The sequence below is a fragment of the Streptomyces sp. NPDC051310 genome, from assembly GCF_044455245.1.
GTDB lineage: Bacteria > Actinomycetota > Actinomycetes > Streptomycetales > Streptomycetaceae > Streptomyces.
The window spans coordinates 1-24618 of record NZ_JBITEO010000034.1 but is presented as its reverse complement, the minus strand read 5'-3'; the positions used below and the strand labels follow the sequence as shown (position 1 = coordinate 24618).

22 protein-coding genes and 1 pseudogene are annotated in these 24618 nt (G+C 74.0%); 11 read left to right on the top strand and 12 right to left on the bottom strand.

Going from position 1 to position 24618, the window contains the following annotated elements; genetic code table 11:
• Positions 1-117: 117 nt before the first annotated feature.
• Positions 118-3234, top strand: coding sequence for an NACHT domain-containing protein (locus tag ACIA79_RS32090; RefSeq protein ID WP_399431968.1), 3117 nt, complete (start codon positions 118-120; stop codon positions 3232-3234).
• Here ACIA79_RS32090 and ACIA79_RS32085 read toward each other — a convergent pair.
• Positions 3221-3712: pseudogene (locus ACIA79_RS32085) on the bottom strand (VIT1/CCC1 transporter family protein); the annotation flags it as partial. The gene ACIA79_RS32090 and the pseudogene ACIA79_RS32085 sit on opposite strands and share 14 nt — an antisense overlap.
• A gap of 245 nt (positions 3713-3957) precedes the next feature.
• On the opposite strand from ACIA79_RS32085, the gene ACIA79_RS32080 reads away from it, so the two are divergent.
• From ACIA79_RS32080 to ACIA79_RS32055, 6 genes are all read left to right on the top strand, one after another.
• Positions 3958-6540, top strand: coding sequence for an MXAN_6230/SCO0854 family RING domain-containing protein (locus ACIA79_RS32080; protein WP_399431967.1), 2583 nt, complete (start codon positions 3958-3960; stop codon positions 6538-6540).
• A 110-nt stretch (positions 6541-6650) separates the two neighbouring features.
• On the top strand, positions 6651-7643 hold the full coding sequence (locus ACIA79_RS32075; protein WP_399431933.1) for a DEDDh family exonuclease: 993 nt from the start codon (positions 6651-6653) through the stop codon (positions 7641-7643).
• 64 nt (positions 7644-7707) lie between these two features.
• Positions 7708-7944, top strand: a complete 237-nt coding sequence (locus ACIA79_RS32070; protein WP_078887695.1) for a hypothetical protein — start codon at positions 7708-7710, stop codon at positions 7942-7944.
• A gap of 105 nt (positions 7945-8049) precedes the next feature.
• A complete protein-coding gene (locus tag ACIA79_RS32065; RefSeq protein ID WP_399431932.1) occupies positions 8050-8847 on the top strand; it encodes an SURF1 family protein in 798 nt (265 codons plus the stop codon).
• 143 nt (positions 8848-8990) lie between these two features.
• On the top strand, positions 8991-10781 hold the full coding sequence (locus tag ACIA79_RS32060) for a glycoside hydrolase family 15 protein (protein WP_399431931.1): 1791 nt from the start codon (positions 8991-8993) through the stop codon (positions 10779-10781).
• Between the two features lie 4 nt (positions 10782-10785).
• Positions 10786-11541: an SDR family oxidoreductase gene (locus ACIA79_RS32055; RefSeq protein WP_399431930.1), complete on the top strand. Its 756-nt coding sequence runs from the start codon at positions 10786-10788 to the stop codon at positions 11539-11541.
• Between the two features lie 160 nt (positions 11542-11701).
• Here ACIA79_RS32055 and amaP read toward each other — a convergent pair whose 3' ends face one another.
• The 5 genes from amaP to ACIA79_RS32030 all read right to left on the bottom strand — a co-directional run bounded on the left by amaP (position 11702) and on the right by ACIA79_RS32030 (position 14041).
• Positions 11702-12280, bottom strand: a complete 579-nt coding sequence (amaP, locus tag ACIA79_RS32050) for an alkaline shock response membrane anchor protein AmaP (protein ID WP_399431929.1) — start codon at positions 12278-12280, stop codon at positions 11702-11704.
• The gene (locus ACIA79_RS32045; protein ID WP_399431927.1) at positions 12277-12831 is read right to left on the bottom strand and encodes a DUF6286 domain-containing protein; all 555 of its coding nucleotides are present in this window, start codon (positions 12829-12831) and stop codon (positions 12277-12279) included. The genes amaP and ACIA79_RS32045 overlap by 4 nt, the downstream gene beginning before the upstream one ends.
• Complete coding sequence (locus tag ACIA79_RS32040; protein ID WP_399431926.1) at positions 12828-13250, bottom strand: hypothetical protein; 423 nt, start codon at positions 13248-13250, stop codon at positions 12828-12830. Before ACIA79_RS32040 ends, ACIA79_RS32045 begins: the two co-directional genes overlap by 4 nt.
• Before the next feature lie 16 nt (positions 13251-13266).
• Complete coding sequence (locus ACIA79_RS32035) at positions 13267-13467, bottom strand: hypothetical protein (RefSeq protein ID WP_399431925.1); 201 nt, start codon at positions 13465-13467, stop codon at positions 13267-13269.
• Positions 13468-13534: 67 nt separating this feature from the next.
• On the bottom strand, positions 13535-14041 hold the full coding sequence (locus tag ACIA79_RS32030) for an Asp23/Gls24 family envelope stress response protein (protein WP_399431924.1): 507 nt from the start codon (positions 14039-14041) through the stop codon (positions 13535-13537).
• A 93-nt stretch (positions 14042-14134) separates the two neighbouring features.
• Here ACIA79_RS32030 and ACIA79_RS32025 point away from each other — a divergent pair, with 93 nt between their 5' ends.
• Complete coding sequence (locus ACIA79_RS32025) at positions 14135-14914, top strand: hypothetical protein (RefSeq protein WP_399431923.1); 780 nt, start codon at positions 14135-14137, stop codon at positions 14912-14914.
• A 25-nt stretch (positions 14915-14939) separates the two neighbouring features.
• Here ACIA79_RS32025 and ACIA79_RS32020 read toward each other — a convergent pair whose 3' ends face one another.
• The 3 genes from ACIA79_RS32020 to ACIA79_RS32010 form a co-directional block, all read right to left on the bottom strand.
• A complete protein-coding gene (locus tag ACIA79_RS32020; protein ID WP_399431922.1) occupies positions 14940-15740 on the bottom strand; it encodes an enoyl-CoA hydratase/isomerase family protein in 801 nt (266 codons plus the stop codon).
• Positions 15741-15916: 176 nt separating this feature from the next.
• The gene (locus tag ACIA79_RS32015) at positions 15917-16138 is read right to left on the bottom strand and encodes a helix-turn-helix domain-containing protein (protein ID WP_043439149.1); all 222 of its coding nucleotides are present in this window, start codon (positions 16136-16138) and stop codon (positions 15917-15919) included.
• A gap of 388 nt (positions 16139-16526) precedes the next feature.
• On the bottom strand, positions 16527-18125 hold the full coding sequence (locus ACIA79_RS32010) for an ABC-F family ATP-binding cassette domain-containing protein (protein WP_399431921.1): 1599 nt from the start codon (positions 18123-18125) through the stop codon (positions 16527-16529).
• Between the two features lie 379 nt (positions 18126-18504).
• Here ACIA79_RS32010 and ACIA79_RS32005 point away from each other — a divergent pair, with 379 nt between their 5' ends.
• A complete protein-coding gene (locus ACIA79_RS32005; RefSeq protein ID WP_399431966.1) occupies positions 18505-18909 on the top strand; it encodes a VOC family protein in 405 nt (134 codons plus the stop codon).
• A gap of 81 nt (positions 18910-18990) precedes the next feature.
• Here the strand turns inward: ACIA79_RS32005 and ACIA79_RS32000 are convergent, their stop codons facing one another.
• The 3 genes from ACIA79_RS32000 to ACIA79_RS31990 form a co-directional block, all read right to left on the bottom strand.
• Entirely contained in the window at positions 18991-20382 is a 1392-nt protein-coding gene (locus ACIA79_RS32000) for a hypothetical protein (protein ID WP_399431920.1), read from the bottom strand.
• 80 nt (positions 20383-20462) lie between these two features.
• Positions 20463-21590, bottom strand: a complete 1128-nt coding sequence (locus ACIA79_RS31995) for an alpha/beta hydrolase (protein WP_399431919.1) — start codon at positions 21588-21590, stop codon at positions 20463-20465.
• Positions 21591-22069: 479 nt separating this feature from the next.
• Positions 22070-22738 carry a class II aldolase/adducin family protein gene (locus ACIA79_RS31990; RefSeq protein ID WP_399431918.1) on the bottom strand — a complete coding sequence of 223 codons (669 nt, stop codon included), beginning with the start codon at positions 22736-22738 and terminating at the stop codon, positions 22070-22072.
• Positions 22739-22989: 251 nt separating this feature from the next.
• On the opposite strand from ACIA79_RS31990, the gene ACIA79_RS31985 reads away from it, so the two are divergent.
• Together ACIA79_RS31985 and ACIA79_RS31980 are read left to right on the top strand one after the other, a co-directional pair.
• Positions 22990-24252 carry an anion permease gene (locus ACIA79_RS31985; RefSeq protein ID WP_399431917.1) on the top strand — a complete coding sequence of 421 codons (1263 nt, stop codon included), beginning with the start codon at positions 22990-22992 and terminating at the stop codon, positions 24250-24252.
• A 12-nt stretch (positions 24253-24264) separates the two neighbouring features.
• Positions 24265-24486, top strand: a complete 222-nt coding sequence (locus tag ACIA79_RS31980; RefSeq protein ID WP_399431916.1) for a hypothetical protein — start codon at positions 24265-24267, stop codon at positions 24484-24486.
• The last annotated feature ends 132 nt before the right edge of the window (positions 24487-24618 follow it).

Genomic DNA, 24618 nt, shown 5'->3' with positions numbered 1-24618 from the left:
GGATACGACCGTCCACCGTACGCCGGTGGTACGACAACCTGACGTTCCGTGACCTTCGTCGTGCGGGACGTCGTACCATCCCCGGGCGACGACCTGGGGGGAGCAGCCGTGCAGGGCATGGAACTTGTGGTCGCCCGCCTCGCGGGTACGGTACTGGGCGCGGTCGCCACGTCTCTGCTGCCCGCGCGGCCGGGCGCCGGCGCGGGCCTGGTGGACCGGCCCGTGCGCCCGCTCCCCCTCCCCGCGAAACCCGACCGGCTGGCGACGGTCCTGTCCCGGCGGCTGGCCGGGTCGTACGCGGCGCTGCCCGAGCACGAGCGGCTCGCTGCCGTCGACGCCGTACGGGACAGCTTCGCGGCGGCGGGCGCCCTCGACGCGGACCGGCTCTTCCGGCTGGGCCTGGACCCCGCCCGGCTCCACGAGGAGCTGCGCTCGCCCTCGGCCCTGGCCGGGCTCGGCGAACGGGCGTCGGACCTGTACGAGGAGCTGCTGTCCCTGTGCTGCGCCCACGTGGTGGAGCAGCTCACCGCGCATCCGTCGTTCCCGGCCCGCGCCGCCGTCGAACAGACCCGCGCGGCGGGCCGCACGCAGGCCCTGGTCGAGGGCCTCGCCGCGGACCGCCGCCGCCCGGACGCGGTGGCGCTGGAGTTCGAGCAGCGGTACGCCGACTACGTGGCGGCGACGCACGGGCGGCTGGAGCTGTTCGGGCTGACGCTGGGGCGGTCGGCGAGCGAGTGGCCGCTGGACACGGCGTACATCTCGCTGGCGGTGAGCGGCGAGGGCATCCACCACGAGGGCTTCGGTCCGCCCGGTATGGGGCAGGTCACGGTCAAGGCCGAGCAGGCGCTCGCGGAGGCCTACCGGATCCTGCTGCGCGGGCCGGCCGGTTCGGGGAAGAGCACACTCGTGCAGTGGCTGGCGTTGAACGCCGCCCACCGCCGCTTCGGCCGGGAACTCGACGACTGGAACCGGTGTGTCCCCTTCGTCCTGCGGCTGCGCACCTTCGGCTCGTCCGACACGTTGCCCGGCCCCGGTGACTTTCTGCGAGCAGCCGGGGTGCCCCTGTACGGCTCAGCGCCCGCAGGATGGGTCGAGCACCTGATGGCCGAGGGCAGGGCTCTTGTCCTCGTCGACGGGGTGGACGAGGTTCCGGCACGGCTGCGCAAACGGACCCAGGACTGGCTCAAGAGCCTGATCGCTGCCTTCCCCCACGCGCGTTACGTGGTGACGACCCGCCCCTCCGCGGTGCCCGAGGACTGGCTGGCCCGGCACGGCTTCGCCGCCCACTCCCTGCTGCCCATGGAACGGGACGACATCCGCGCCTTCATCGAGCACTGGCACGAGGCGGCACGCCTCGAGTGCGGCGGTGAAGCCGAGCGAGCGCAGCTCGACACCTACGAGAAGTCGTTGCTGCAAGCGGTCGGCACACGGCGGGCGCTGGGGCGGCTGGCCACCAACCCGCTCATGTGCGCGCTGCTGTGCGCCCTCAACCGGGACCGCAGGATGCAACTGCCCCGTGCCCGCAAGGAGCTGTACGACGCCGCCCTGGACATGCTGTTGGTCCGCCGGGACACGGAACGCGAAGTCATCGGGGTCGAAGGCGTCGACCTCACGCGTGAAGAGCAGCTGGCGCTACTCCAGCGGTTCGCGTACTGGCTCATCCGCAACGGGCGGACCGAGGCAGACCGGGGTGAGGCCGCAGACATGGTGAAGGGCTGGCTCGGCGCGATGCCCCAGGTGGAGGGCACGGCCGAGCAGGTGTTCTCCCACCTGCTGATCAGAAGCGGCCTGCTGCGGGAGCCCCAGCCGAGCGCCGTCAATTTCGTGCACCGGACCTTTCAGGACTACTTGGGGGCGAAGGCGGCGGTGGAGAGCCGTGACTTCGGGGTGCTGGTGCGGCATGCGCACGATGACCAGTGGGACGACGTCGTGCAGATGGCGGTCGGACACGCGCGCGTGGACGAGCGGGCGCGGCTGCTGACCGACCTGCTGCGCAGGGCGGACGACGAGCCGCACCACCGGCACCGGCTGGTGCTGCTGGCGGCGGCGTGCCTGGAGCACGCCCCCGAGCTGGACCCTGAGGTCCGGGCGGCGGTCCAGGAGCGGACGCAGGAACTCTTGCCACCGCGCAGCCTGAGCGATGCTGAAGAGCTGGCGAAAGTGGGCGAGCTGGTGCTGGAGCTGCTGCCCGGGCCGGAGGAGGGACTCGACGATTTCAGCGCGGGCGCGGTGGTGCGGACGGCCGCCCTGGTGGGCGGCGATTCCGCCTTCGAGATGGTGGCGAGGTTCCGCGACGATACGAGGGTGCTGGTTGCGATGCAGGTCTCCAAGGCCTGGGGATCCTTTGAGACCGAACGCTTCGCCCAGCAGGTACTCGCGGCAGTGCCCTGGAACACGTCGTACCTGTACGCACACAGCGATGAGCAACTGCATGCCCTACGGCACGTCCCCACGGCCCGTCGTCTGCACATCACGGGCGACCACGCCGATCTCAGCCCTCTCCTCGCGGTGGAGAATCCCGAGTGGCTGTTCATCCTGGAAAACGGCACGCTCACCGATCTCTCGGTGCTGGCCCGGTTCCCGCGTCTACGAGAGGTCGGACTGAGCCGCTGCGCCGGGGTACGGGATCTCTCCCCGCTGGCCGGACCGGCCTTGAGGCACCTGTCGTTGTACGACGTGCATCCTGACGTCTTCCTGGAGCCCCTGCGCGACATGTCGGGCCTGGAAAGCATCATGTTGTCCCAGCCCCTCATCATCGAAAGCCTTGCCGAGTTGCCGGTCGGGCAGCAGCTCCTTCACCTGGGGTTGCATCAGCAGACCCGCCATGTCGGCCTCGAGGGCCTCGACCGCTGGCCCAGACTGCGGTCCGTCTCCCTCGCCGGACGGGCCCAGCTCCGACAGCTGTCCCAGATGCAGCTGCCCCCCTCCTTGGCGCGGCTGGCCCTGTACGAGCTGAACCCACTGGAACCGAGCCTGCTCACCGAGTTGAGCCACGTCCAGGAGCTCTATCTCTGGCGGTGCGACCTGCCTGCCGGCCTCGGGGCCCTGCGCGACATGCCGGCCCTGAACAGGCTCACTCTCAGTCAGTGCCCGCCCTCAGGAGCCCCGCTCGACGTGAGCCCCCTGGCGAGCATGGAACAGCTCACCTTGGAGATCCCCGATGACACGGCGGTCGTTGGCACGGAGCTGTTTCCGCCCGAACGCATCGTGGAGATCCGCATCAGGACGACGTGACGGTCACCCCCGCTGCACCAAGCAGCGAACCGCCCAGTACGTCACCGCTCCCCCGCCCACCACCCGGAGGGCCGCCGGGCGGGCCGGGCGGCGCCGAGGGCGGGCGCCGGACCAGCCGGTGAAGGTGAGGGCCGCGAGGATCGACACGACGGTCACGTACAGGCGCGCGGGGGGCCGAGGGCAGGACGATCGCGAGAAGCGGGAACAGCGCGCCGATCGTGAAGGCGAGAGAGCTCGCGGCGGCCGCGTGCCAGGGGTTGGTGAGTTCGCCGGGGTCGATGCCCACCTCCACACGCGCGCGTGGGCACGCAGGGCGTCGCGTTCCGTGAGCTGTTCGGCGGCCTCGTGGGTGACCCTCCCGGTCAGGCCGCGAACCTCCAGGAGGTCGGTGAGCTCCTCGGGCTGCTCGCGCATTTCGCGCTTCTCCACGGCCAGCTTCCTTTCTCGAGTCTCGTTGCGTGGGGACGGAGACGTACTCGTCCATCGTGGGCCCCGCGCCTGCCGGGCCGGGTGTCGGGGCGAACGGCCCGCGGGGGCGCGGCGGGGGAAAACGGGTGGCGGCGGCGCACAGGCGTTCCCTAGAGTCGGTGCCGCGGGGACGGCTCCGTACGCGTGCTTCCTTCTCCTCTTCTCTTCCACAGAATCCGTAGCGCGCCCACTCTCCGTCCCCGCCTCCGACTTCTTCCGGTCGTCCGGTGTCCCAGGGGGATCTGTTTGTCCGTGCTGTCGTCCGTCTCGTCCGTCCTGCTCCGCCGGCTGCGCACGGTGTACGTCGAGGGGGCCGGGCCCCGCCCCGGTGACGCGTCGGCCGCCGAGGGCCTCGTCGCCCTCGAAGCCGAGCTGCTGGACCGCGGGTTCGCCCCGACGGCACGCCTGCGCGCCGCGCTGGCGCGGCTCGGACCGGCCGGTCTCGCGGACGCGGGCAAGGAGCTGCTCGCCCGGCTCGACGCGGAACTGGGCGCGGACCGCACGCACATGCCGCTGTTCCGCGGCTTCCCGGCGTCCGTCCCGGACGACACGTACCGGCTCTTCGTGGACCGGGTCTTCACGGTGCTGCTCCAGTGGCCCGCCCAGCCCTGCGTGCTGTGCGGCACGGTCGGCACCGTCCACCCGGTGTCGCCCTGCGCGCATCTGGTGTGCCGCCGGTGCTGGGACGGCGCCGACTACTCCGGCTGCCCGGTCTGCCACCGCCGCGTCGACCCGGCGGACCCGTTCCTGGAGCCCGCGAAGCCGGCGGCGAGCGCGCCGCGGGGTTCCTCCGGGGCGCCGGGCGGGCCGCTGCGGCTGCTGGATCTGGGCGTCGACCGGGCCGCGGACGCCGCCACCGCGCTGCGCGCCCTGCTGGCGCGCCGCACGCCGCTGCCGCCGCAGGACCGCGACGACCTCGGGGTGCTCCTGGCGTACGCGCCGCCCGCGCTCGACTGGCTGCCCGCCGACGTCCCGGTACGGGAGACCAAGGCGCTCGTCCTGGGCACGCTGCTGCTCGACCCGCGCACCCGGGAGGCCGTGCACCCGCTGCTGGGCGACCGGCTGACCACCGCGACCGACGTGCTGCGACTGCTGGCCGTGCTGTCGGGCGGTACGCCGGACCTGCTGGAGCCGCGCCGGTTCCGGTCGCTCCCGCGCGGGCTGCGCCGCCGGCTCCTGACCGTCCTGGACGGTCTGGCCGCCGCTCCGCTCGTCGAGGACGTGCTGCGGCACCCGGGCCTGTGGAAGCGCGCGGCCGAAGTGCTCCACCCGTTCGAGCAGCACGGCAGGCACCCGAAGGCGGCGCTCGCCTTCGCGGTGCTGCGGGCCACCGACACCTCGGCCGTCTCGTTCGGCGCGGCGCTGCTGCGCACGGCCGCCGAGCACCCGGACGCGGTGCGGGTCGACTCCACCCGCATCAGGGCGAACACCTGGGGCGCGCGGGTCGAGGAGACCCTGCGCGCCGGGGACCGGCCGGCGGCCCTGGCGCTGCTCGCCGAGCGCCCGGGAGAGCTGCTGCGCCGCCTGGACCACCTGCTGCGCCTGGACGGAGCCCGGCCGCTGTCGCAGGGGGAGAGCGCGGCGCTGGCGCGCGCCCTGCCGAGTGCGGGCCCCGGACCGCTGCTCGCGGCGCTCGGCCGGCTGCGCACCCGTCACCTGCCGGGCGAGCGGCGGGTGTTCTTCCCCCGCGGTCGGGTGACCCGCGCGTACACCGCGGAGGACACGCGCGCGCCGCTGCCCCGCGCCCTGACCGCGCGGGTCTGCGCGCTGCTGGAGGCGGAGGCGCTGCGCCGTCTGTCCGGTGCGTCGCGGTTCCGCCTGGCGGTGCTGGACGCGGGCCTCGCCGGGCTGGCCGTCCCCTCGGCCGAGGGGGCCGCCGCGAAGTCCCTGGTGTCGGTGCCGCGCGGCAGCACCCAGCCGCTGCCGGAGGGGGACGTGCTGCGCCTGTTCCTGCACTGGACCGAGCCGCCGGGGACCCGCGTGGACCTGGACCTGTCGGTCGCGCTGTACGACGCGGACTGGACGTACCTCGGCCTGTGCGACTACACGAGGCTGGTGTACGGCGCCCGGGCGGCGGTCCACTCCGGCGACCTGACGTCCGCGCCGGCGCCCGACGGGGCGACCGAGTACGTCGACCTGGACCTGCCGGCGCTGTCGGCGGCGGGGGTGCGGTTCGCGCTGCCCATCGTCTTCAGCTTCAACAACATCCCCTTCGACCGGCTCCTCGACGCGTTCGCCGGTTTCATGGCGCTGGGCTCGAAGGAGGCCAGGAGTTCGCGGTACGACCCGAGGGCGGTGCGCCAGCGCTACGACCTGGCGGGCGAGTCGAGGATCCACGTGCCGCTGCTGGTGGACCTGGAGCGGGGCACCTTCCTGTGGACGGACGTGCACCTGCCGCCGGCGGAGGGCTACCACAGCGTCGCCCGGCACAGCACCGCCCTGGGCGGCATCGGCCGGGACCTGTTCCAGTACTTCACCGCGGGGCGTACGACCCTGTGGGACCTGGCGGTGTGGCACGCGGCGGCCCGCGCGGAGGAGACCCTGGTGGTGCGCGATGGCGAGCTGTTGTACTTCACGCGCCGGCTCGGCGAGACGCTCGGCGCCTATGCCGGGCGTATCCGCACGAACGGGGCACCGGACGCGCGGCGGCGCGACGACGACCCGGTGGCGCTCGCGGCGAGGGCGGCGGCCGGGAGGCGGGCGCTGCTGGCGCTGGTCGACGGCGCGGTGGCGCCCGAGAGGGCGTCGGGAACGGTCTACCGGCTGCTCCCGGGCGCGGTCGACGGCTGCGGCCTGGACCAGGCGTCGGCCGGGGACCTGCTCGCCCCGCTCGGCTGACGCGGCCCCAACTGCCGTACGGGGACCGGTTTTGGGGGCACGGGGCGTCAACACGGCGACGGGACGGGGGATGCCGGGGACGGCGTTGTCAGTGGCGGCCTCTATTCTCAGTGACCATGCTCGACGACCGTACGACAGCAGCAGCGTGGCCGGCCGCCTACCCGCAGGGGTACGCGGTCGTCGACGTGGAGACCACCGGACTCGCCCGCGACGACCGGATAGTGTCCGCTGCCGTCTACCGGCTCGACGCGCAGGGCAACGTCGAGGACCACTGGTACACGCTGGTCAATCCGGAGCGGGACCCGGGCCCGGTGTGGATCCACGGCCTGACGAGCGACGTGCTGGAGGGGGCGCCGCTCTTCGCCGAGGTCGCCGCCGAGTTCTCGCAGCGGCTCGACGGCCGGGTGCTCGTCGCGCACAACGCGATGTTCGACTGGTCGATGATCGCCCGGGAGTACGCCCGCGCGGAGTGCACCGCGCCCGTACGCCAGCGGCTGTGCACCATCGCACTCGCCAAGGAGCTGGCGCTGCCGCTGCCGAACCTGAAGCTGGAGTCGCTGGCCGCGCACTTCGGTGTCGTCCAGCGGCGCGCGCACAACGCGCTGGACGACGCGCGCGTGCTGGCGGAGGCGTTCCGGCCGAGCCTGCACACGGCGGCGGAGCGGGACGTACGGCTGCCGCTGCTGGAGTGCCGGCCGCTCACCGAGTGGTCGGCGGCGCCGGTCCCGCGCATCGGCCGGCAGGCCACGTCGTCCTCGTACCGGCCGGGCAGCTGGCGGCCCTCGCGCAAGCGCCCGCCGTGCCCGTACCCCAACCCCGGACGCTACGAAGCGGACAAGCCGCTCAAGCAGGGCATGCGAGTGGCCTTTTCGGGTGATACGTCCATCGACCGTGACCTGCTGGAGGACCGCGCCGTGGAGGCGGGCCTGCATGTGGCGTCCAGTGTGTCGCGGCTCACCAGCCTGCTCGTCACCAACGACCCGGACGCGGCAACGTCGAAGACCATCAAGGCGAAGTCCTTCGGGACGCCGATCCTCGACGAGGCGGCGTTCACCCATCTGTTGCGGGACGTGGCTCCGGCGGAGGACTCGGCAGACGGGTGACCGCGCGGCCGCCGTCGGGCGTTTCGCCGTCCGTTCCGACGACGGGCGCCGCACCCTGTGGCGCATGGCACGTTGCGAGGTCTGCGGAAACGATTACGGCATGTCGTTCGAGGTGCACGCGCAGGGCGCGGTGCACGTCTTCGACTGCTTCGCCTGCGCCATCCACCGCATGGCGCCCATCTGCGAACACTGCCGGGTCCAGATCATCGGCCAGGGCGTCGAGGTCGACGGCCAGTGGTTCTGCGGCGGGCACTGCGCCCGCGCGGAGAAGGGCCAGGTGGGCATCGTCGACAAGGTGTGATCCCCCGCCCCGGTCCCGCCGCCCGGCCGGTTCGCCCGGCCCCGTCGCCCCGCGGCCGGGACCCCCGCTCCCCACACCCCATGGCCCGAGTTGTACGGTCATGGGGTGTACCGCTTCCTGTTGTCCCGGCAGTGGGTGATCCTCACCCTCGTCGCCCTCGTCCTCATCCCCGTGATGATCGAGCTGGGCTTCTGGCAGTTCCACCGGCACCAGCACCGGGTCGCGCAGAACGCCCTGATCGCGGACAACCTCAAGGCGGAGCCCGTGCCCGTGACGGAGCTCACCTCCCCCGGGCACACCGTCCCGCGCGGTGACTACTGGCGCCAGGTGACCGCGACCGGCACCTTCGACTCCGCCCACGAGGTCGTCGTCCGCCGCCGCACCAACGCCGACGACAAGGTCGGCGTCCTCGTCCTGACCCCGCTGGTCCTCGCCGACGGCCGCGCCGTGCTGGTGAACCGGGGCTGGGTGCCGGCCGCCGCCGATCAGATGGCGTACCCGGAGGTCCCGCCCGCCCCCGCGGGCGAGGTGACGGTGACCGGCCGGCTCAAGGCGGACGAGACCACCGGGGCCAGCGGCATCAAGGACCTCAGCGGTCTGCCGCCCCGCCAGGTGATGCTGATCAACAGTGAGCAGCAGGCCGAGCGGCTCGGCCGCGAGGTCCTCGGCGGCTATCTGGAGCAGACCGAGCCGCGGCCGGCCGGGGACACCCCCGAGCTGATCGCCGAGCCGGACCACGACTCCATCGGCGCGCACATGGCGTACGCGGTGCAGTGGTGGCTGTTCGCGGCCGGTGTACCGGTCGGGTGGGTGGTGCTGGTGCGCCGCGAGAAGCGCGACCGCGAGGCGGCGGAGGCCGCGGGGACGCAGGAGGGCGCCGCGCCCGAACCGTCCGTCGCGTGAGGCGCCGCCGGGCAGGAACGCGGCCTTGAGGCGCCGCCGGGCACGAACGCGGCCTTGAGGCGCCGGCGCGTGCGGCGTCCGTTGGGCGCTCCCGCCGCGTGGGCGTTTGCTTAGCCGAACGCCGGTGCGGGAACACGCCAGTCGTGACGCAACGCATCGAGGACTACGCCCTCATCGGCGACCTGCAGACCGCGGCGCTGGTGGGCAAGGACGGCTCCATCGACTGGCTGTGCCTGCCGCGCTTCGACTCGTCGGCCTGTTTCGCGGCGCTGCTCGGCGACGAGGAGAACGGGCACTGGCGGCTGGCGCCGAAGGGCGCGTCGGCGTGCACACGACGAAGTTACGTCGGTGACTCGCTCGTCCTGGAGTCGGTGTGGGAGACCCGCACGGGCACGGTACGGGTCCTCGACTTCATGCCGCAGCGGGACGAGGCGCCCGATGTCGTCCGCATCGTGGAGGGCATCAGCGGCACCGTCGAGATGGCGGGGGTGCTGCGGCTGCGCTTCGACTTCGGGTCGATCGTGCCGTGGGTGCGCCGCTCGGACGGCCACCGGGTGGCGATCGCCGGCCCCGACTCCGTCTGGCTGCGCAGTGAGCCCGAGGTCAAGACGTGGGGCCAGCAGTACAGCACCTGCTCGTCCTTCACGGTCGGCGCCGGGGAGAAGGTCGCCTTCGTCCTGACCTGGCATCCCTCCCACCATCCGCGGCCGCCGCTGATCGACCCGTACGAGTCGCTGGAGCACACGCTGGAGGACTGGAAGTCGTGGGCGGCGCAGTGCTCCTACGAGGGGCCCTACCGGGACGCGGTGCTCCGCTCGCTGATCACGCTGAAGGCGCTGACGTACGCGCCCACGGGCGGGATCGTGGCCGCGCCGACGACCTCGCTGCCCGAGGAGATCGGCGGCGTGCGCAACTGGGACTACCGCTACTGCTGGCTGCGCGACTCCACCCTCACGCTGGGCGCGCTGCTGTCCGCCGGCTACCTGGAGGAGGCGGGCGCGTGGCGGGACTGGCTGCTGCGGGCGGTCGCGGGCGACCCGGCCGACCTGCAGATCATGTACGGGCTGGCGGGCGAGCGGCGGCTGCCGGAGACCGAGCTGCCGTGGTTGCGCGGGTACGCGGGGTCCCGTCCGGTACGGACCGGGAACGCCGCGGTGCACCAGTTGCAGCTCGACGTGTACGGGGAGGTCATCGACTCGCTGTACCTGGCGCGCGAGGCGGGCATGGCCGCGCTGTCGCACGCGTGGAACCTCCAGCTGAGCCTGCTGAACTTCCTGGAGTCGGCGTGGCGGCGGCCCGACGAGGGCCTGTGGGAGGTGCGCGGGCCGCGGCGCCACTTCGTGCACTCGAAGGTCATGGCGTGGGTCGCCGCCGACCGGGCCGTACGGACGCTGGAGGCGCACCCGGAGCTGGGCGGCGACGCGGCGCGGTGGCGGGTGATGCGGGACGAGGTGCACCGCGAGGTGTGCGAGAAGGGCTACGACCCGGAGCGGAACACCTTCACGCAGTCGTACGGGTCCCGGGAGCTGGACGCGGCGACGCTGCTGATACCGCGGGTCGGCTTCCTGCCGCCGGACGATCCGCGGGTGGTGGGGACGGTGGACGCGGTGCGGCGGGAGCTGACGCACGACGGGCTCGTCCGCCGCTACAGCGTGGAGGGTGTGGCGATCGACGGGCTGCCGGGCGGCGAAGGCACGTTCCTGGTGTGCTCGTTCTGGCTGGCGGACGCCCTGCGGATGACGGGGCGCGCCAAGGAGGCCCGGGAGCTGTTCGAAAGGCTGCTGGCGCTGCGCAACGACGTCGGTCTGCTGGCGGAGGAGTACGACCCGGCGGCGCGGCGGCAGCTGGGCAACTTCCCGCAGGCGTTCAGCCACGTCGGACTGGTCGGAACCGCCTGTGCCCTGGCGCGCGAGGAGGCCGCCGGAGCAGGATAGGCGCATGGATCTTGGACTGAAGGACCGTGTGTACGTCGTGACGGGCGCGTCGCGGGGGCTGGGCAACGCGTCGGCGCGGGCGCTGGTGGCGGACGGGGCGCGGGTGGTGCTCTCGTCGCGCGACGAGAAGGCGGTGGCTCAGGCGGCCGCCGACCTGGGGCCGGGGGCCGTGGGCGTCGCCATGGACAACGCCGATCCGGCGGCGCCCGAGCGCCTGATCGACGCCGCCCGTACGCACTTCGGCCGGTTCGACGGCATCCTCATCAGTGTGGGCGGCCCGGCGCCGGGCTCGGCGGCGGACACCACCGAGGAGCAGTGGCGGGCGGCGTTCGACGCGGTGTTCCTGGGGGCGGTGCGCCTGGCCCGCTCGGCGGCGGCCGCGCTGGGCGAGGGCGGCGTGATCGGGCTGGTGCTCTCGGGCTCGGTGCACGAGCCGATCCCGGGCCTGACCATCTCCAACGGCCTGCGGCCGGGGCTGGCGGGCTTCGCCAAGTCCCTCGCCGACGAGGTGGGGCCGCGCGGCATCCGCGTCGTCGGCCTGTTGCCCTCCCGGATCGACACCGACCGCGTCCGCGAACTCGACGCCCTGTCGGGGGACGCCGCCGCGGCGCGCGCGGCCAACGAGGAGCGGATCCCGCTGCGCCGCTACGGCACCCCGGAGGAGTTCGGCACCACGGCCGCGTTCCTCCTCTCCCCCGCCGCCTCCTACCTGACGGGCGTGATGCTGCCCGTGGACGGGGGCGCGCGGCACGGGTTCTGACCGACGGGCCGGTCCGGCCGCGGCACGGGTTCTGACCGACGGGCCGGTCCGGCCGCGGCACGGCTTCGGGCCGCGGCCGGTTTCGCGTCTTCCGAGCCCCCTCAGGGGGCCGTCGTGGGGCCGCGGAGTTCGTCGGCGGCCCCCAGCCGGGCGGTCGGCGTCAGGTGACGCGGCCCGGGCGGTGCTTGAGGGGGCGCAAAAGGGCTTCGGCCGGGAGCACGGGCAGGCCGGCCGAGGTACGGGCATGGCCGAGGGCTTCGGACGACAGGTGCGTGAGCGTGGCGGCCGGCGACGCGTGCGGCTCCAGTGTCAGGGAGACACGGGCCTCGGGGGCCGTGCGGCGGCCGGTGAGCCGGACCCGGGCGCTGGCCACGCCGTCCAGTGTCTCCGCCTCGGACTCGACCGCGTCCTCCAGCGTCCGGCCCTGCAGCACCGCGCCCTCGCCATCGCCCGTGTCGACGAGCACCTCGGTCAGCCGTTGACGCCGCAGCTGCGCCAGCAGCCACACCAGCGCCAGCAGCACCAGGGCCGCGAGAACCGCGACAGCGACGGGCCACCGCCAGTCGCCCGTGCCGCGCCGGTCCTCCGCGAGCAGCACCGCGTCGGGGCCGCGCCACGGCCACCACGACGGCACGCCCAGGTCCAGGCCGGCCGCCAGGACCGCGCCGCCCACGCAGAGCAGCACCAGCCCGGCCAGGCCGACGAGGGCGCGGTTGACGGTACGGAGCACGCCGGTCACCTCCTCTTCACCGCGTGGGCGACGTGCAGCGACAGCGACGGCGGCCGTTGCAGCCCGAGGTCCGCGATCGCCTGGTCGAGCGCCGTGCGCAGGTCGTCGTGCACCTCGTCCAGTTCTCGGAAGTGCGACACCGCACGCACGGCGACGGCGCGCCGACGGGTCCGGACGCGGACGGACTGCACGCCGGACACGGCCAGCGCCCGGTCACGCAGCACCAGCGTCACCGCGTTCCGGTCGAGAGCGGCGCGTACGGGTACGGAGTCGCGCCGCATCGGCAGGATCGTGCGCAGCCCCGGGGTGAGGGCCAGCACGAGCAGCCACAGGCCGAGCGCCACCGCCACCGCGGCGCCGACGCGGACGTAGGTGTCGTCCAGGGGCCGGGTGGCCAGTTCGTCGGAGAGCACGCGGCGCCAGGCCATGCCCCGCCGTCCGGCCCATACCGCCGCGACGTCGTACAGCAGCAGTCCCGCGCCGCCCAGGACGACCAGCCCGACCAGTACGGCCGGGACGCGCCGCACGGACCAGAACCGCCCTTTGTCCCGTGTGCTCATCGGACCCTCCTGCGGTCCCGGCCGCCCCTGTGCGGCGAATGGAGCCGCTCCACCCGGACCGCGACCTCCGGCACCCGCAGGCCTGCGAGGGCCTCCACCCGGCGGCCGACGTGGTGGCGCACGGCTCCGCACTGGGCGCCGAGATCCGAGGGGTATCCGAGCTCCAGGCTGATCCGGACGCGCGCGCTGTCCCGGTGCACGACGACGGACGCGTGCGGCGGCTTGCCGCCCTGCGGTACGCCGCCCTCCGGCAGGTCGTCGAGGGCCTCGCGGGCCGCCTGCGCTGCGATCTTCGCGACGACGCGGTCGGCGAGCGTCGTCGCCCCGCGGTCCGCCGCGCCGACGCGACCGCCGCCTTCACCGCCTGCGCCGCCGTCCGGGCGGCCACCGGGGCCTCCCGGACCGCGCGAGACCGTCATCGCCCCCGTCACCGCGTCACCGCCGCCGGTCGTAGCGGTCGTAACGGTCGCGGCTGCGGAAGAAGTCACCGGGCTCCAGGTCTCCGTCCACGAACCGCCCCACCACGAAGCCGACCGCACCCAACGCCGCGACCAGCAAAAACGCGCCGAAGCCGCCGAAATACCCGGCGAACCCGAGCGCCATCCCGGCCAGCAGGCCGACCATCGCCATGCTCATCTGCGCTCCTCCGCGCTCTGCGCTTGCCTGTGACGCCGCTTGCCTGCGGCGTCCGTAGTGCCCGCGGCTACTGGAGCCGTGTCTCCTGCTCCTCTTCTTCCTCCTCTTCCTCCGGCAGCTTCACGTCGCTGACGGCGATGTTGACCTCGACCACTTCCAGTCCGGTCATCCGCTCAACCGCCGCGATGACGTTCTCCCGGACATCCCGGGCGACATCGATGATGGAGACGCCGTACTCGACGACGATCTCCAGGTCCAGCGCCGTCTGCACCTCTCCGACTTCGACCTTCACGCCGCGCGTGACGCTCGACCGGCCGCCGGGCACCCGGTCGCGCATGGCCCCGAAGGTGCGGGACATCCCGCTGCCCATGGCGTGGACGCCGTCGACGTCCCGGGCCGCGAGTCCGGCGATCTTCTCGACCACGCCGTCGGCGATGGTGGTACGGCCGCGTGCCCCCGGGTCGGCAGAGCGCCGGGCCGCCGAGGCCTTCCGGGTCGCCTCGGCCGCCGGTTCCCTGATTTGCGAGGACTTCGCCGCCTGGGCGGCCTGCGGGGTCTGCGAGGTATCACTCATCGCCGTTCGTCCCTTCAGGGAGGATTTGGGCTCTCTTGACCACACTAAGGCTGATTGCTCCATCTTGCGCCGGAAATGGGGCAGTCTGGAGGAATGACGACGGCTGACGGATGGGCCACGGCGGTGCGCAGCAGGCTCGGCCTGGGGCGGCTGCTCCCGCTGGGCGGTGCGGCGGACGGGGTGTGGCTGGCGGAGCGGGCGGCGGCCGGGGTGCTGCGCCGGACCGCGTGGGCGGTGCCGGGTGTGTCACCCGGCAGACTCCGGATCGGCCTCGCCGACCCGGAATCGGCCGGGGAGCCGGTGGTCCCGCCTCCGCCCGGCGCCCTGCCGCCCGGCCCGCTGCGCATCGAGGCGGACTTCGCGGTGCGCCTGGCGGGCAACCGGACCGTACCGCTGCCGGACACCGCCGAGCTGCTGCGCACCGCCCTGCTGCGGGATGCGGAGGAACGGCTGGGCCTGCTGGTGACGGTCGCGGACCTCCGGGTGACGGCCCTGCTGGAGGGCGCGGCGCCCGGCGAGGAGCAGGCGCCGGGAGAAGCGGGCGGGGAAGAGGCGCCCGGCGCCGCGAGCGGTGCGCCGGCAGACGCCCTCGGCCCGGCGGCCGGTACGGATATGCGTACGGATGGCGGTACGGGCACCGGCACGGGCCCGACGGCCACGACGGCCGCGGTGGCCGCGGCAGTACCGGGCGTGCTGCGGCTGACCTCGGCGCTGGGCCCCTCCGTGCACCGGGGCGCCGATCATCTCCGTATCGAGCTGGCGACCGCGCCGGGCCACCGCGCACTGGACGTGGCGCTGGCGGTCCGGGCGGCCGTCGGCGGCACCCTGCCCGTGAGCGTGCTGGTCACGGACGTCGCGACCGGCGAGCCGTAACGGCCGGCCGGACCGGGACAGCGACCTACTCGGAGAGGCCCGCGAGGTCGCGCAGGCGGCGGGCCTGGGCGGCGCGCTCGGCGACGCGCTGGTCCTCGTAGGTGCGCTCCTGGGCGCCGCGCAGCAGCGCCTTCGTCTCGATGACGGCGTCGCGCGGGGCCGCGAGCAGCGCGGCCGCGAGGTCGCGTACGGCGCCGTCCAGCTCATCGGCCGGAACGACCAGGTTGGCGAGGCCGATGCGCTCGGCCTCGTCGGCGTGCACGAAGCGGCCCGTGGCGCAGATCTCCAGCGCCCGCGCGTAGCCGACCGCCGCGACGAGCGGGTGCGTACCCGTCAGGTCGGGCACCAGGCCCAGGCTGGTCTCGCGCATGGCGAACTGCACGTCCGGCGCGACGACGCGCAGGTCGCAGGCGAGGGCGAGCTGGAAGCCGGCCCCGATCGCATGCCCCTGGACCGCCGCGATCGACACGATGTCGTTGCGGCGCCACCAGGTGAACGCCTCCTGGTACTCGGCGATGACCGCGTCCAGGTCCTCGTCCGAGCCGCGCGCCAGGTCGAGGAAGGACGGCTCGCCGTCGAAGCCCTCGGGCGTGAACGCCTGCCGGTCGAGCCCCGCGGAGAAGGACTTGCCCTCGCCGCGCAGCACGACGACCCGCACGCTGCCCGGGAGCGAACGGCCGGCCTCCACCAGCGCCCGCCACAGGGCGGGCGACTGCGCGTTGCGCTTGGCCGGATTGGCCAGCGTCACCGTGGCGACGGCGTCCTCGACGGTGAGCCGTACGCCGTCCTTGTCGAACACTTCGAGGGCTGGGTCGAGCGAGGTCATGAGGCGCCTCCGGATCCGGTGCGACAGTGCAGCCAATTAAGTGACTGCACAGTAACCACCCGGCCGACACATCGATCGACCGGGTGGCCCTGCCGGAACCATGGGGCCGGTCGGGCCCGCTCGGACGTCAGCCCGGACGCCGGAGCGCCGGGTACACCCGGAACCCGCGGTGACCGTCAGGCCGAAGGGGCCTTCTTGCCTCGCGTCGCTCCGCCGCGTCCCCGCAGCGTCACTCCGGACTCGCTGAGCATCCGGTGGACGAAGCCGTAGGACCGGCCGGTTTCTTCGGCCAGTGCCCGGATGCTCGCACCGGAGTCGTACTTCTTCTTCAGGTCTGCCGCGAGCTTGTCGCGCGCGGCGCCGGTCACCCGGCTGCCCTTCTTCAGAGTCTCGGCCACCCGTGCCTCCTCATGGGAAGTGCGCCTCTGGACTTCTCATGATCACCCCTCCGGCGCCACATGGCCAGCCATTCGACAAGGTCGGTGCTGCAAGGTTTCGCCACCGGCAGGTCACCGCACGGTCACCGTCCCGACCGGAAGACCGGCGGCGCGGCGGGCGTGACGGCGAAGTGCCAGGTCAGCGCGGTGCCCGGGACGACCGGTCGGCTCGGGGGCGGAAGGCGGGCCTCCGCAGCCCGCCACGCCGCGGTATGAGACGCACTCACTCAGATGAAGGATCACGCGTAAGCCGAATGATCCATACGGAGACGATCAGGAAGGCCCCGGGCGGCCTCCGCCGCGGCACCGGACGGGCGCGGCGAGGGCCTCCACGGGCACGGGAACGGGGTCAGGCGAGCGCGACGAGGTCGGCGTAGTCCGCGCCCCAGAGGTCCTCGACGCCGTCGGGCAGCAGGATGATCCGCTCCGGCTGGAGCGCCTCGACCGCGCCCTCGTCATGGGTGACGAGGACGACCGCGCCCTTGTACGTGCGCAGCGCGCCGAGGATCTCCTCGCGGCTGGCCGGGTCGAGGTTGTTCGTCGGCTCGTCGAGGAGCAGCACGTTCGCCGAGGAGACGACCAGCGTGGCCAGCGCCAGGCGGGTCTTCTCGCCGCCGGAGAGAACACCGGCCGGCTTGTCGACGTCGTCGCCGGAGAAGAGGAAGGAGCCGAGCACCTTGCGGACCTCGACGAGGTCCATGTCGGGCGCGGCGGACCGCATGTTCTCCAGGACCGTGCGGTCCGGGTCGAGGGTCTCGTGCTCCTGGGCGTAGTAGCCGAGCTTCAGGCCGTGACCCGGGGTGACCTGGCCGGTGTCCGGCGTCTCCACGCCGGCGAGCAGCCGCAGCAGCGTGGTCTTGCCCGCGCCGTTGAGGCCGAGGATGACGACCCGCGAGCCCTTGTCGATGGCGAGGTCGACGTCGGTGAAGATCTCCAGGGAGCCGTACGACTTGGACAGGCCCTCCGCGGTGAGCGGGGTCTTGCCGCAGGGCGCCGGGTCCGGGAACCGCAGCTTGGCGACCTTGTCGGAGGCGCGGACGTCCTCGAGGCCGGCCAGGAGCCGCTCGGCGCGGCGGGCCATGTTCTGCGCGGCGACCGTCTTGGTGGCCTTGGCGCGCATCTTGTCGGCCTGCGCGTTGAGGGCGGCGGCCTTCTTCTCGGCGTTGGCGCGCTCGCGCTTGCGGCGCTTCTCGTCGGCCTCGCGCTGCTGCTGGTACAGCTTCCAGCCCATGTTGTAGATGTCGATCGCCGAGCGGTTGGCGTCCAGGTAGAACACCTTGTTGACCACGGTCTCGACGAGGTCGACGTCGTGGGAGATCACGATGAAGCCGCCGCGGTACGTCTTGAGGTAGTCGCGCAGCCAGACGATCGAGTCGGCGTCGAGGTGGTTGGTGGGCTCGTCCAGGAGCAGGGTGTCGGCGTCCGAGAAGAGGATGCGGGCCAGCTCGACGCGGCGGCGCTGACCGCCGGACAGGGTGTGGAGCGGCTGGCCGAGGACGCGGTCCGGCAGGCCGAGCGCGTGGGCGATGGTGGCCGCCTCGGCCTCGGCGGCGTACCCGCCCTTGGTGAGGAACTCGGTCTCCTGGCGCTCGTACTGCCGCATCGCCTTCTCGCGGGTGGCGCCCTGGCCGCTGGAGATGCGCTCCTCGTTCAGCCGCATCTTGCGGATGAGGACGTCGAGGCCGCGGGCGGACAGGATGCGGTCGCGGGCCAGGACGTCGAGGTCGCCGGTGCGCGGGTCCTGGGGGAGGTAGCCGACCTCGCCGGAGCGGGCGATGGTGCCGGCGGCGGGGATGCCCTCGCCCGCGAGGCACTTGGTGAGGGTGGTCTTGCCGGCGCCGTTGCGGCCGACCAGGCCGATGCGGTCACCCTTGGCGACGCGGAAGGAAGCGGACTCGATGAGGATGCGGGCACCGGCGCGCAGCTCGATGCCGGAAGCGGTGATCACGGACAGACTCCAGGGCGGTATGGACGGCGGAAGGACGGCGAGTGCGGTGGCTTCGACGCCGGCTAATGCACAGGGAGAATGGCCATACGGGCCAGTCTAACGGGCGGCTGCAACTGCTTTTCGGCACGCTTTCGGCCGCGGCGGGCGGGCGGCCCCGGGCCCGGGCGGGTCCTGCGTGCGCGCGGGCTGTGCGGGGGGCTGTAGTGCGCCGGCGGCTGCCGCACGGGCGGTATGGCGCGGCGCAACACCTTCCGGTGACCGGCGGCCGCTCCGGGCGGCGTCGTCGGTGGCGGCTGCCAGACTGGGGAACAGCTGAGATCCGGGTCACAGTCGAAAGGTCGCAAGGTCGCATCGAGCGCCGAATCGGAGCGTGAGCAGCATGGCGGACGTACCGAGCATCTATCCGACGATCCTGTACGAGGACGCGAAGGCGGCCATCAGAACGCTGAAGGAAGCCTTCGGGTTCACCGAGGTGAGTGTGTACGAGGGCGAGGACGGCTCCGTCGTCCACTCCGAGCTGGCCTGCGGCAACGGCATGGTGATGCTGGGCACCAAGGGCGGCGACGGCGTCTTCGCCAAGGCGATGGCGGGGGCGGGCCCGGTGGGGGTGTACGTCGTCGTGGACGACGTGGACGCGCACCATGCGCGGGCGGTGGAGCACGGGGTGGAGATCCTGATGCCGCCGACGGACCAGGACTACGGCTCTCGGGACTACATGGCGCGGGACGGCGAGGGCAACATCTGGAGCTTCGGGACGTACGCCCCCGGTACGGCGGCGGGCTAGGCCCCCGCGGCCGGGCCGCCCGCCGGGGCCTCGGGAGGCCGCACGGCGGGCGGGGGCGGGAGTCGCGGCGCCGGCCGGCGGTCAGGCTCCGCCGGTGTGGACCTGGAAGGCCGCACGGCGCATCGCCTTGGCGAGGGCCGGGTCGGGGTGGGCCGCGGCCAGGGCGACCAGGACCTGCACGGTGCGCGGGTGGCCGACCGCGCGGACCTCGTCGAGCAGGGCGGGGACCGTGCCCTGGACCGCGGACTCCAGGTGGCGGACGAGCAGGCTGGCCTCCCCGTGGTCGGCGACGGCGGCGGCCGTGTCCACCCAGAGCCAGGTGGCCTCCTCGCGGGTGAGGACGTCTGGCGCGTCGTCGGGGTCGGCACCCTCGTACTCCGCGAGCCACAGCAGGGCGTAGGGGCGCAGCGAGACCTCCTGCGCGGCGGTCCGCACCTCGCCCTCGGCCGCGGCGCCGACCACCCGCAGGGCCTCGAAGGCGAGGCCCCGCAGCAGGGCGTCCTCGCCGCGCGCGACGTCGAGCAGCTCGGTGACGGCGCTGCCGACCGGCCGGGCGGCGAGCCAGGCGCGGTACTCGGCGCGGGCCGGGCCGGGGGTGAGACGGGCGCAGGCGCGCAGCATGTCCTCGGCGGACTGCTCGATGTGGCCGGCGGGGCTCTGCGCGGCGACGCAGATCTGCTCCAGCTTGACCCACACCGCCCAGTTGCCGAGCGGGGTGAGGGTGGCCTGGCCCTCGCCGAGGGTCAGGGCGCCGACGGCGGCCAGGCCCTCCAGCGCCCAGTCCAGCAGTTGGGCGAGCGAGTCGGGGCCCGGCAGCGGCTCGGGCACGTGCTCGCGCGGCGCCGCGCCGGCGGCGGGGCCCGTGGGGACCTCGCAGCGCTCCTCGCGGAGTTCGGCGACGCGCTGCTGGAGCAGGTCGAGCAGGGACGGCACCGGTACGGGCCCGGCGGAGAGCTGGAGGAGGGAGAGCACCTGGGGCACGGCCTCCACGACCTCGGCCACGGCGGCTGGCGCGACGTCGGCGGGCGCCGGGTGGACGAGTGACCAGGCGTCGAAGAGGGCGACCCAGCCGCGCAGGACGGCCGAGTCGTCGCGGTCCCAGGCACGCAGCCGCCACCCGGGGCGCGCCGTGCCGTCGTGCAGTTCGACGAGGCCGGCGAGGCGCGCCCGGTCCCAGCCGGCGCGCACCTGCTCGGGTGTCAGGCCGAGCGCGGCGGCGGCGCGTTCCTGGGCGGGGGTGGCGTCGGGGTGGCGCTCGACGGCTGCCCAGCGGGCGATGCGCACCGCGTCGTCGAGGACGGCCCTCGCCTGACGGGCCAGCTCGGTCGGGGGCGGCGTGCCCTCGGGCGGCCGCGGCGCCGGCCGGGTGCGCCGGGTCGTCACAGCCCGTCGGGCCGTGGACAGGGGCCGCGGACGGACGAGTCGGAGTCTGGAGTTGCGCGCCAGTTGCTCATCAGGCTTTCGAGACGTCACGGGGGCAGTCTTCCCGCTGACGGCCCGAAAGCCCAAACGGAATGGGATTCCCCGGGCTCCGGGGGTACCGGAGGGGGTTGCTACAGGAGGGGGGTGAGGAAGCGGCGCAGGGCCTCCTCGTAGCGGTGGGGGTCGGCGTTCCACATGGCGCCGTGCGGCGCCTCCGCGACGGTGTGAAGGGTGACCAGCTCGGGGCGGCGGGCGGCCAGTTCGCGCGAGCCCTGCCAGGGGGCGAGGTGGTCGTCCGGACCGTGGAGGAGGAGCGTCGGTACGCGCAGCCCGCCGGCGTCGGCGGCCTCGGCGATGCGGTCGGGGTGCACGCCCGTCCGGCCCTGGGCGGCGCGGACCGCGAGCGGCAGCAGCGGTGCGGGGGTGCGGCGGGCGGTGGCCAGGGCGCGCAGGGTGGTCTCCCAGTCGAGGACCGGGGAGTCCAGCACCAGGCCGGTGATGCGGTCGCGCAGGCCGGAGTTGGCGGCGGCGTGCAGGGCCATGGAGGCGCCGGTGGACCAGCCGTACAGGATGACGCGGTCGGCGCCGTGGCGTACGGCGTGCCGGATCGCCGCGTCCAGGTCGCGCCACTCCGAGTCCCCGAGGTGGCCGAGGCCGTCCGCGGGGCGGGGGGCGCCCGGGTCGCCGCGGTAGGCGGGGGCGAGCACGGGGAGCCGCAGGCCGTGCAGGAAGCCCATGACGTTCAGGGTGTGTGCGCGGGTGGTGCCGAGGCCGTGGACGGCGATGACCCAGGTGGCGCGGGTGGCGGGGACGAACCACGCGGGCATCTCGCCCAGTTCGCCCTGGATGTCCATGTCCTCGTGGTCGAGGCCGAGGGCGGTGGCGGGGGTGCCGGTGTGCAGCTGCGGCGTGAGCCTCACGCGACTGCCCCTGTCGAGGATGCCGAGGGACACGCTCTCCAGGCGGCGTACGACCGTGTCGGCGGAGTGCGGCACGTCGTCCAGGACGGGTCCGACGACCGCGTGGACGTCCGGGCCCTGGAGGCCGTAGGTGCCGGGGCGCAGCGAGGCCAGGTGGCGGGTCAGGGTGACCTGTCCGGCGGCGGTGGCGTGCACGGTGAGCCGGGGCTCGCCGGGCAGGGGCCGGCCGGGCCGCGGCCTGAGCGCGGCGTCGCTGGCGTACCGGCCGGCCGCGATCGTGGCCGCGCCGACACCGATGAGGGTGGTGACGGCCGCTGCCGTCGCTGTAGCCGGGCGCACCGCTCCATCTTCGCCGGGGCGCCTCCGCCCTGCCAGTGGGCCTGCTCCGCCGGTGGCACGGCCGCTCCGGGGGTACGGGTTCCCCGCCGGGGGCGCCGGGCCGGGCCCGCCGTGAGGGTGGCCATGCCGGCGGGCGCGACCGCGGCCGGGCCGGGCAGCGGGCGAGGCGCGGTGACGCCCAGGACGGCGACCCGGGCCGCCGCGGCGGTCGGCACCCGGAGCCCCGGGCGGGGCGGTCCCCGACGCCCGGCGCCCGCGCGGCCCCGGCGCGGGGCACGGCGGGGGGGCACCGCCCCGGGTCAGCCGCCGCCCCGGGGCCATGGGCCGCGCACCCGGGCGGCCTCGGGGCGGAAAGGCGCCGGCCGGGTGGGGCCTGCCGGCCGGGGGGCCGGGCGGGCCCGCCGGAAGCCCCGGGACGCCATCGCCGGCCGCGGGTCGGCCCCGGACGCCCGGCGGCCGTGGGCCCGGCGCCGGGGGGCTCAGCCGGGCTGGCCGTAGCCGTGCAGCTTGGCCGCGGCGGCGTCGAGGTCGGCGGGGGTCAGGAGGGTCGGGGCGTGGCCGGGGACGGAGGTGGCGGTGAGCCAGAGGCGGCACATCCATTCGAGCTGGGCCGTGCGGTCGTAAGCCTGGTCGAGGGTGTCGCCGTAGGTGACCGTGCCGTGGTTGCGCAGCAGGCAGCCCGTGCGGCCGTCGAGGGCGCGCAGCATGTGGTCGGCGAGCTCCTGCGTGCCGTACAGGGCGTACGGGGCGACGCGGACCGGGCCGCCGAGCGCCGCGGTCATGTAGTGGATCGGGGGGAGCTCGCCGACCAGGGTGGAGACCGCGGTGGCGTGCACGGCGTGGGTGTGGACCACCGCGCGGGCCGGGGTGCGGCGGTGGATCTCCAGGTGCATGGGCAGCTCGCTGGTGGGCGTGAGCGTGCCGCGGACCTGGCGTCCGTCCAGGTCGACGGCGGTGAGGTCGGCGGGGGTGAGCCGGTCGTAGGGCACGCCGCTCGGCGTGACGAGGACGAGGTCGCCGACCCGTACGGAGACGTTTCCGGAGGTGCCGACGACCAGCCCGTCCGTCACCGTCCGGCGGGCGGTGGCCACCAGGGCGTCCCACGCCCGTTCGATCGCTTCGCGGGGCTCGGCCGTGTCCTGTGTCATGCACCCGATCCTGTCAGGCCGGCGTCCGGACGGGGATCCGGGGCGTGAGATGCGTCTCCACGGAAAGGCGCGAAACGGCGGCAATCCGACTTCCCGGGCCCGTGGGCGCTGGGATCGGGGCGTCCACCACTGGAACCGGAGGAACCCCATCCGGATCTTCGGACACCATGACGCCCGACCCAGTTCACCTTCCGTTCACTCAGGTTGCTTACGTTCGCCGAGCCACTGACGTCGAACGATTGCCTGGGTAAATGGAACACATCACGCTGCTGCTCGCCATTGTGGTCGTGACAGCTCTAGTGTTCGATTTCACGAACGGTTTCCATGACACCGCCAACGCGATGGCCACCACCATCTCGACCGGCGCCCTGAAGCCCAAGACGGCGGTGGCCATGTCCGCCGTGCTGAACCTGGTCGGCGCGTTCCTGTCCGTGGAGGTCGCCAAGACGATCTCCAGCGGCCTGGTGAACGAAGAAGGAATCACACCCGAGGTCATCTTCGCGGCGCTCGTCGGCGCCATCCTCTGGAACCTCGTGACGTGGCTGGTGGGTCTGCCCTCCAGCTCCTCCCACGCCCTCATGGGCGGCCTCGTCGGCGCCACCATCGCCTCGGTCGGCCTGAGCGGTGTCAACGGCGGCGTCGTCGTCACCAAGGTCCTGATCCCGGCCGTCGCGGCCCCGCTCGTCGCGGGCCTCGCCGCGATGCTGGCCACCCGGCTGACGTACAAGGCCGGCGCGAACATCGACGAGAAGACCGGCCGCAAGGGCTACCGCGCCGGTCAGATCGCCTCCGCGGGCCTGGTCTCCCTCGCCCACGGCACCAACGACGCGCAGAAGACCATGGGCATCATCACCCTGGCGCTGGTCGCCGGCGGCATCCTCGCCCCCGGCTCGAACCCGCCCCTGTGGGTGATCGTCTCCGCCGGTCTGGCCATCGCGCTCGGCACCTACCTCGGCGGCTGGCGCATCATCCGCACCATGGGCAAGGGCCTCACCGACCTCCAGCCGCAGCAGGGCTTCGCCGCCCAGACCAGCGCGGCCACGGTCATCCTCGCCTCGTCCAACCTGGGCTTCTCGCTCTCGACCACGCACTCCTGCTCCGGTGCCGTGATGGGCGCCGGCCTCGGCCGCAAGGGCGGCGTCGTCCGCTGGTCCACCGCGACCCGGATGTTCGTGGCGTGGGGCCTGACCCTGCCGGCCGCCGGCCTCGTCGCCGCCGGCTCGGAGTACGTGACCCAGCAGGGCGACTGGGGCGTCGCCGCCGTCGCGGTCTTCCTGGTCGCCTCCTGCGCCGCGATCTGGTTCATCTCCCGCCGCCAGGTCGTCGACCACACCAACGTCAACGACGTGGAGCCGGCGGACGCCGAGCCCGCCGGTGTGGTGACCACCGCGATCGCCGCGGTCACCCCGCCCCCGACCGGTGCCGTCGCCGCCACCCTCGCCTCCGACGACCTCAAGGCCACCATCCCGGCCGCGTCCGGTGAGGCCGCCCCGGCTCCCGCCGCCACGGTGTAAGGAAAGAACAGCATGAAGATCGACTGGGCAGCTCTCTGCTCCGTGTTCGGTGTGAGCCTCCTGGCCACCGTCGCACTGGTGGGCCTGTTCACCCTCGGCATCGTCGGCCTCTCCAAGCAGGAGCAGGCCACCGCGAACGGCGGCTCGGCCGCCATGGCCCGCACCGGTGCCTACGCGGCGTTCGCGCTGTGCGCGGCCGCCGTCGCCTTCGGGATCTATCTGATCGTGACCTGAGAACCGGGCCCGTCCTCCCAGGGACGGGCCCGTCCTCCCGGGACCTATCCTCCGGCCGGGGGGGGCGCCCCCCCCCCCGGCCGGCCGCCCCCCCCCCCCCGGGGGGGCGCCCGCCCCACTTCGCCCCCCCGA

Bases quoted from the DNA above. Each gene is read 5' to 3' on its own strand.
- ACIA79_RS31990 (WP_399431918.1), bottom strand. From the start codon at position 22,738: ATGACACAGGACACGGCCGAGCCCCGCGAAGCGATCGAACGGGCGTGG.
- ACIA79_RS32005 (WP_399431966.1), top strand. From the start codon at position 18,505: ATGGCGGACGTACCGAGCATCTATCCGACGATCCTGTACGAGGACGCG.
- ACIA79_RS31980 (WP_399431916.1), top strand. From the start codon at position 24,265: ATGAAGATCGACTGGGCAGCTCTCTGCTCCGTGTTCGGTGTGAGCCTC.
- ACIA79_RS32090 (WP_399431968.1), top strand. From the start codon at position 118: ATGGAACTTGTGGTCGCCCGCCTCGCGGGTACGGTACTGGGCGCGGTC.
- ACIA79_RS32025 (WP_399431923.1), top strand. From the start codon at position 14,135: ATGACGACGGCTGACGGATGGGCCACGGCGGTGCGCAGCAGGCTCGGC.
- ACIA79_RS32070 (WP_078887695.1), top strand. From the start codon at position 7,708: ATGGCACGTTGCGAGGTCTGCGGAAACGATTACGGCATGTCGTTCGAG.
- ACIA79_RS32055 (WP_399431930.1), top strand. From the start codon at position 10,786: ATGGATCTTGGACTGAAGGACCGTGTGTACGTCGTGACGGGCGCGTCG.
- ACIA79_RS32045 (WP_399431927.1), bottom strand. From the start codon at position 12,831: ATGAGCACACGGGACAAAGGGCGGTTCTGGTCCGTGCGGCGCGTCCCG.
- ACIA79_RS32030 (WP_399431924.1), bottom strand. From the start codon at position 14,041: ATGAGTGATACCTCGCAGACCCCGCAGGCCGCCCAGGCGGCGAAGTCC.
- ACIA79_RS32035 (WP_399431925.1), bottom strand. From the start codon at position 13,467: ATGAGCATGGCGATGGTCGGCCTGCTGGCCGGGATGGCGCTCGGGTTC.
- ACIA79_RS32020 (WP_399431922.1), bottom strand. From the start codon at position 15,740: ATGACCTCGCTCGACCCAGCCCTCGAAGTGTTCGACAAGGACGGCGTA.
- ACIA79_RS31985 (WP_399431917.1), top strand. From the start codon at position 22,990: ATGGAACACATCACGCTGCTGCTCGCCATTGTGGTCGTGACAGCTCTA.
- ACIA79_RS32040 (WP_399431926.1), bottom strand. From the start codon at position 13,250: ATGACGGTCTCGCGCGGTCCGGGAGGCCCCGGTGGCCGCCCGGACGGC.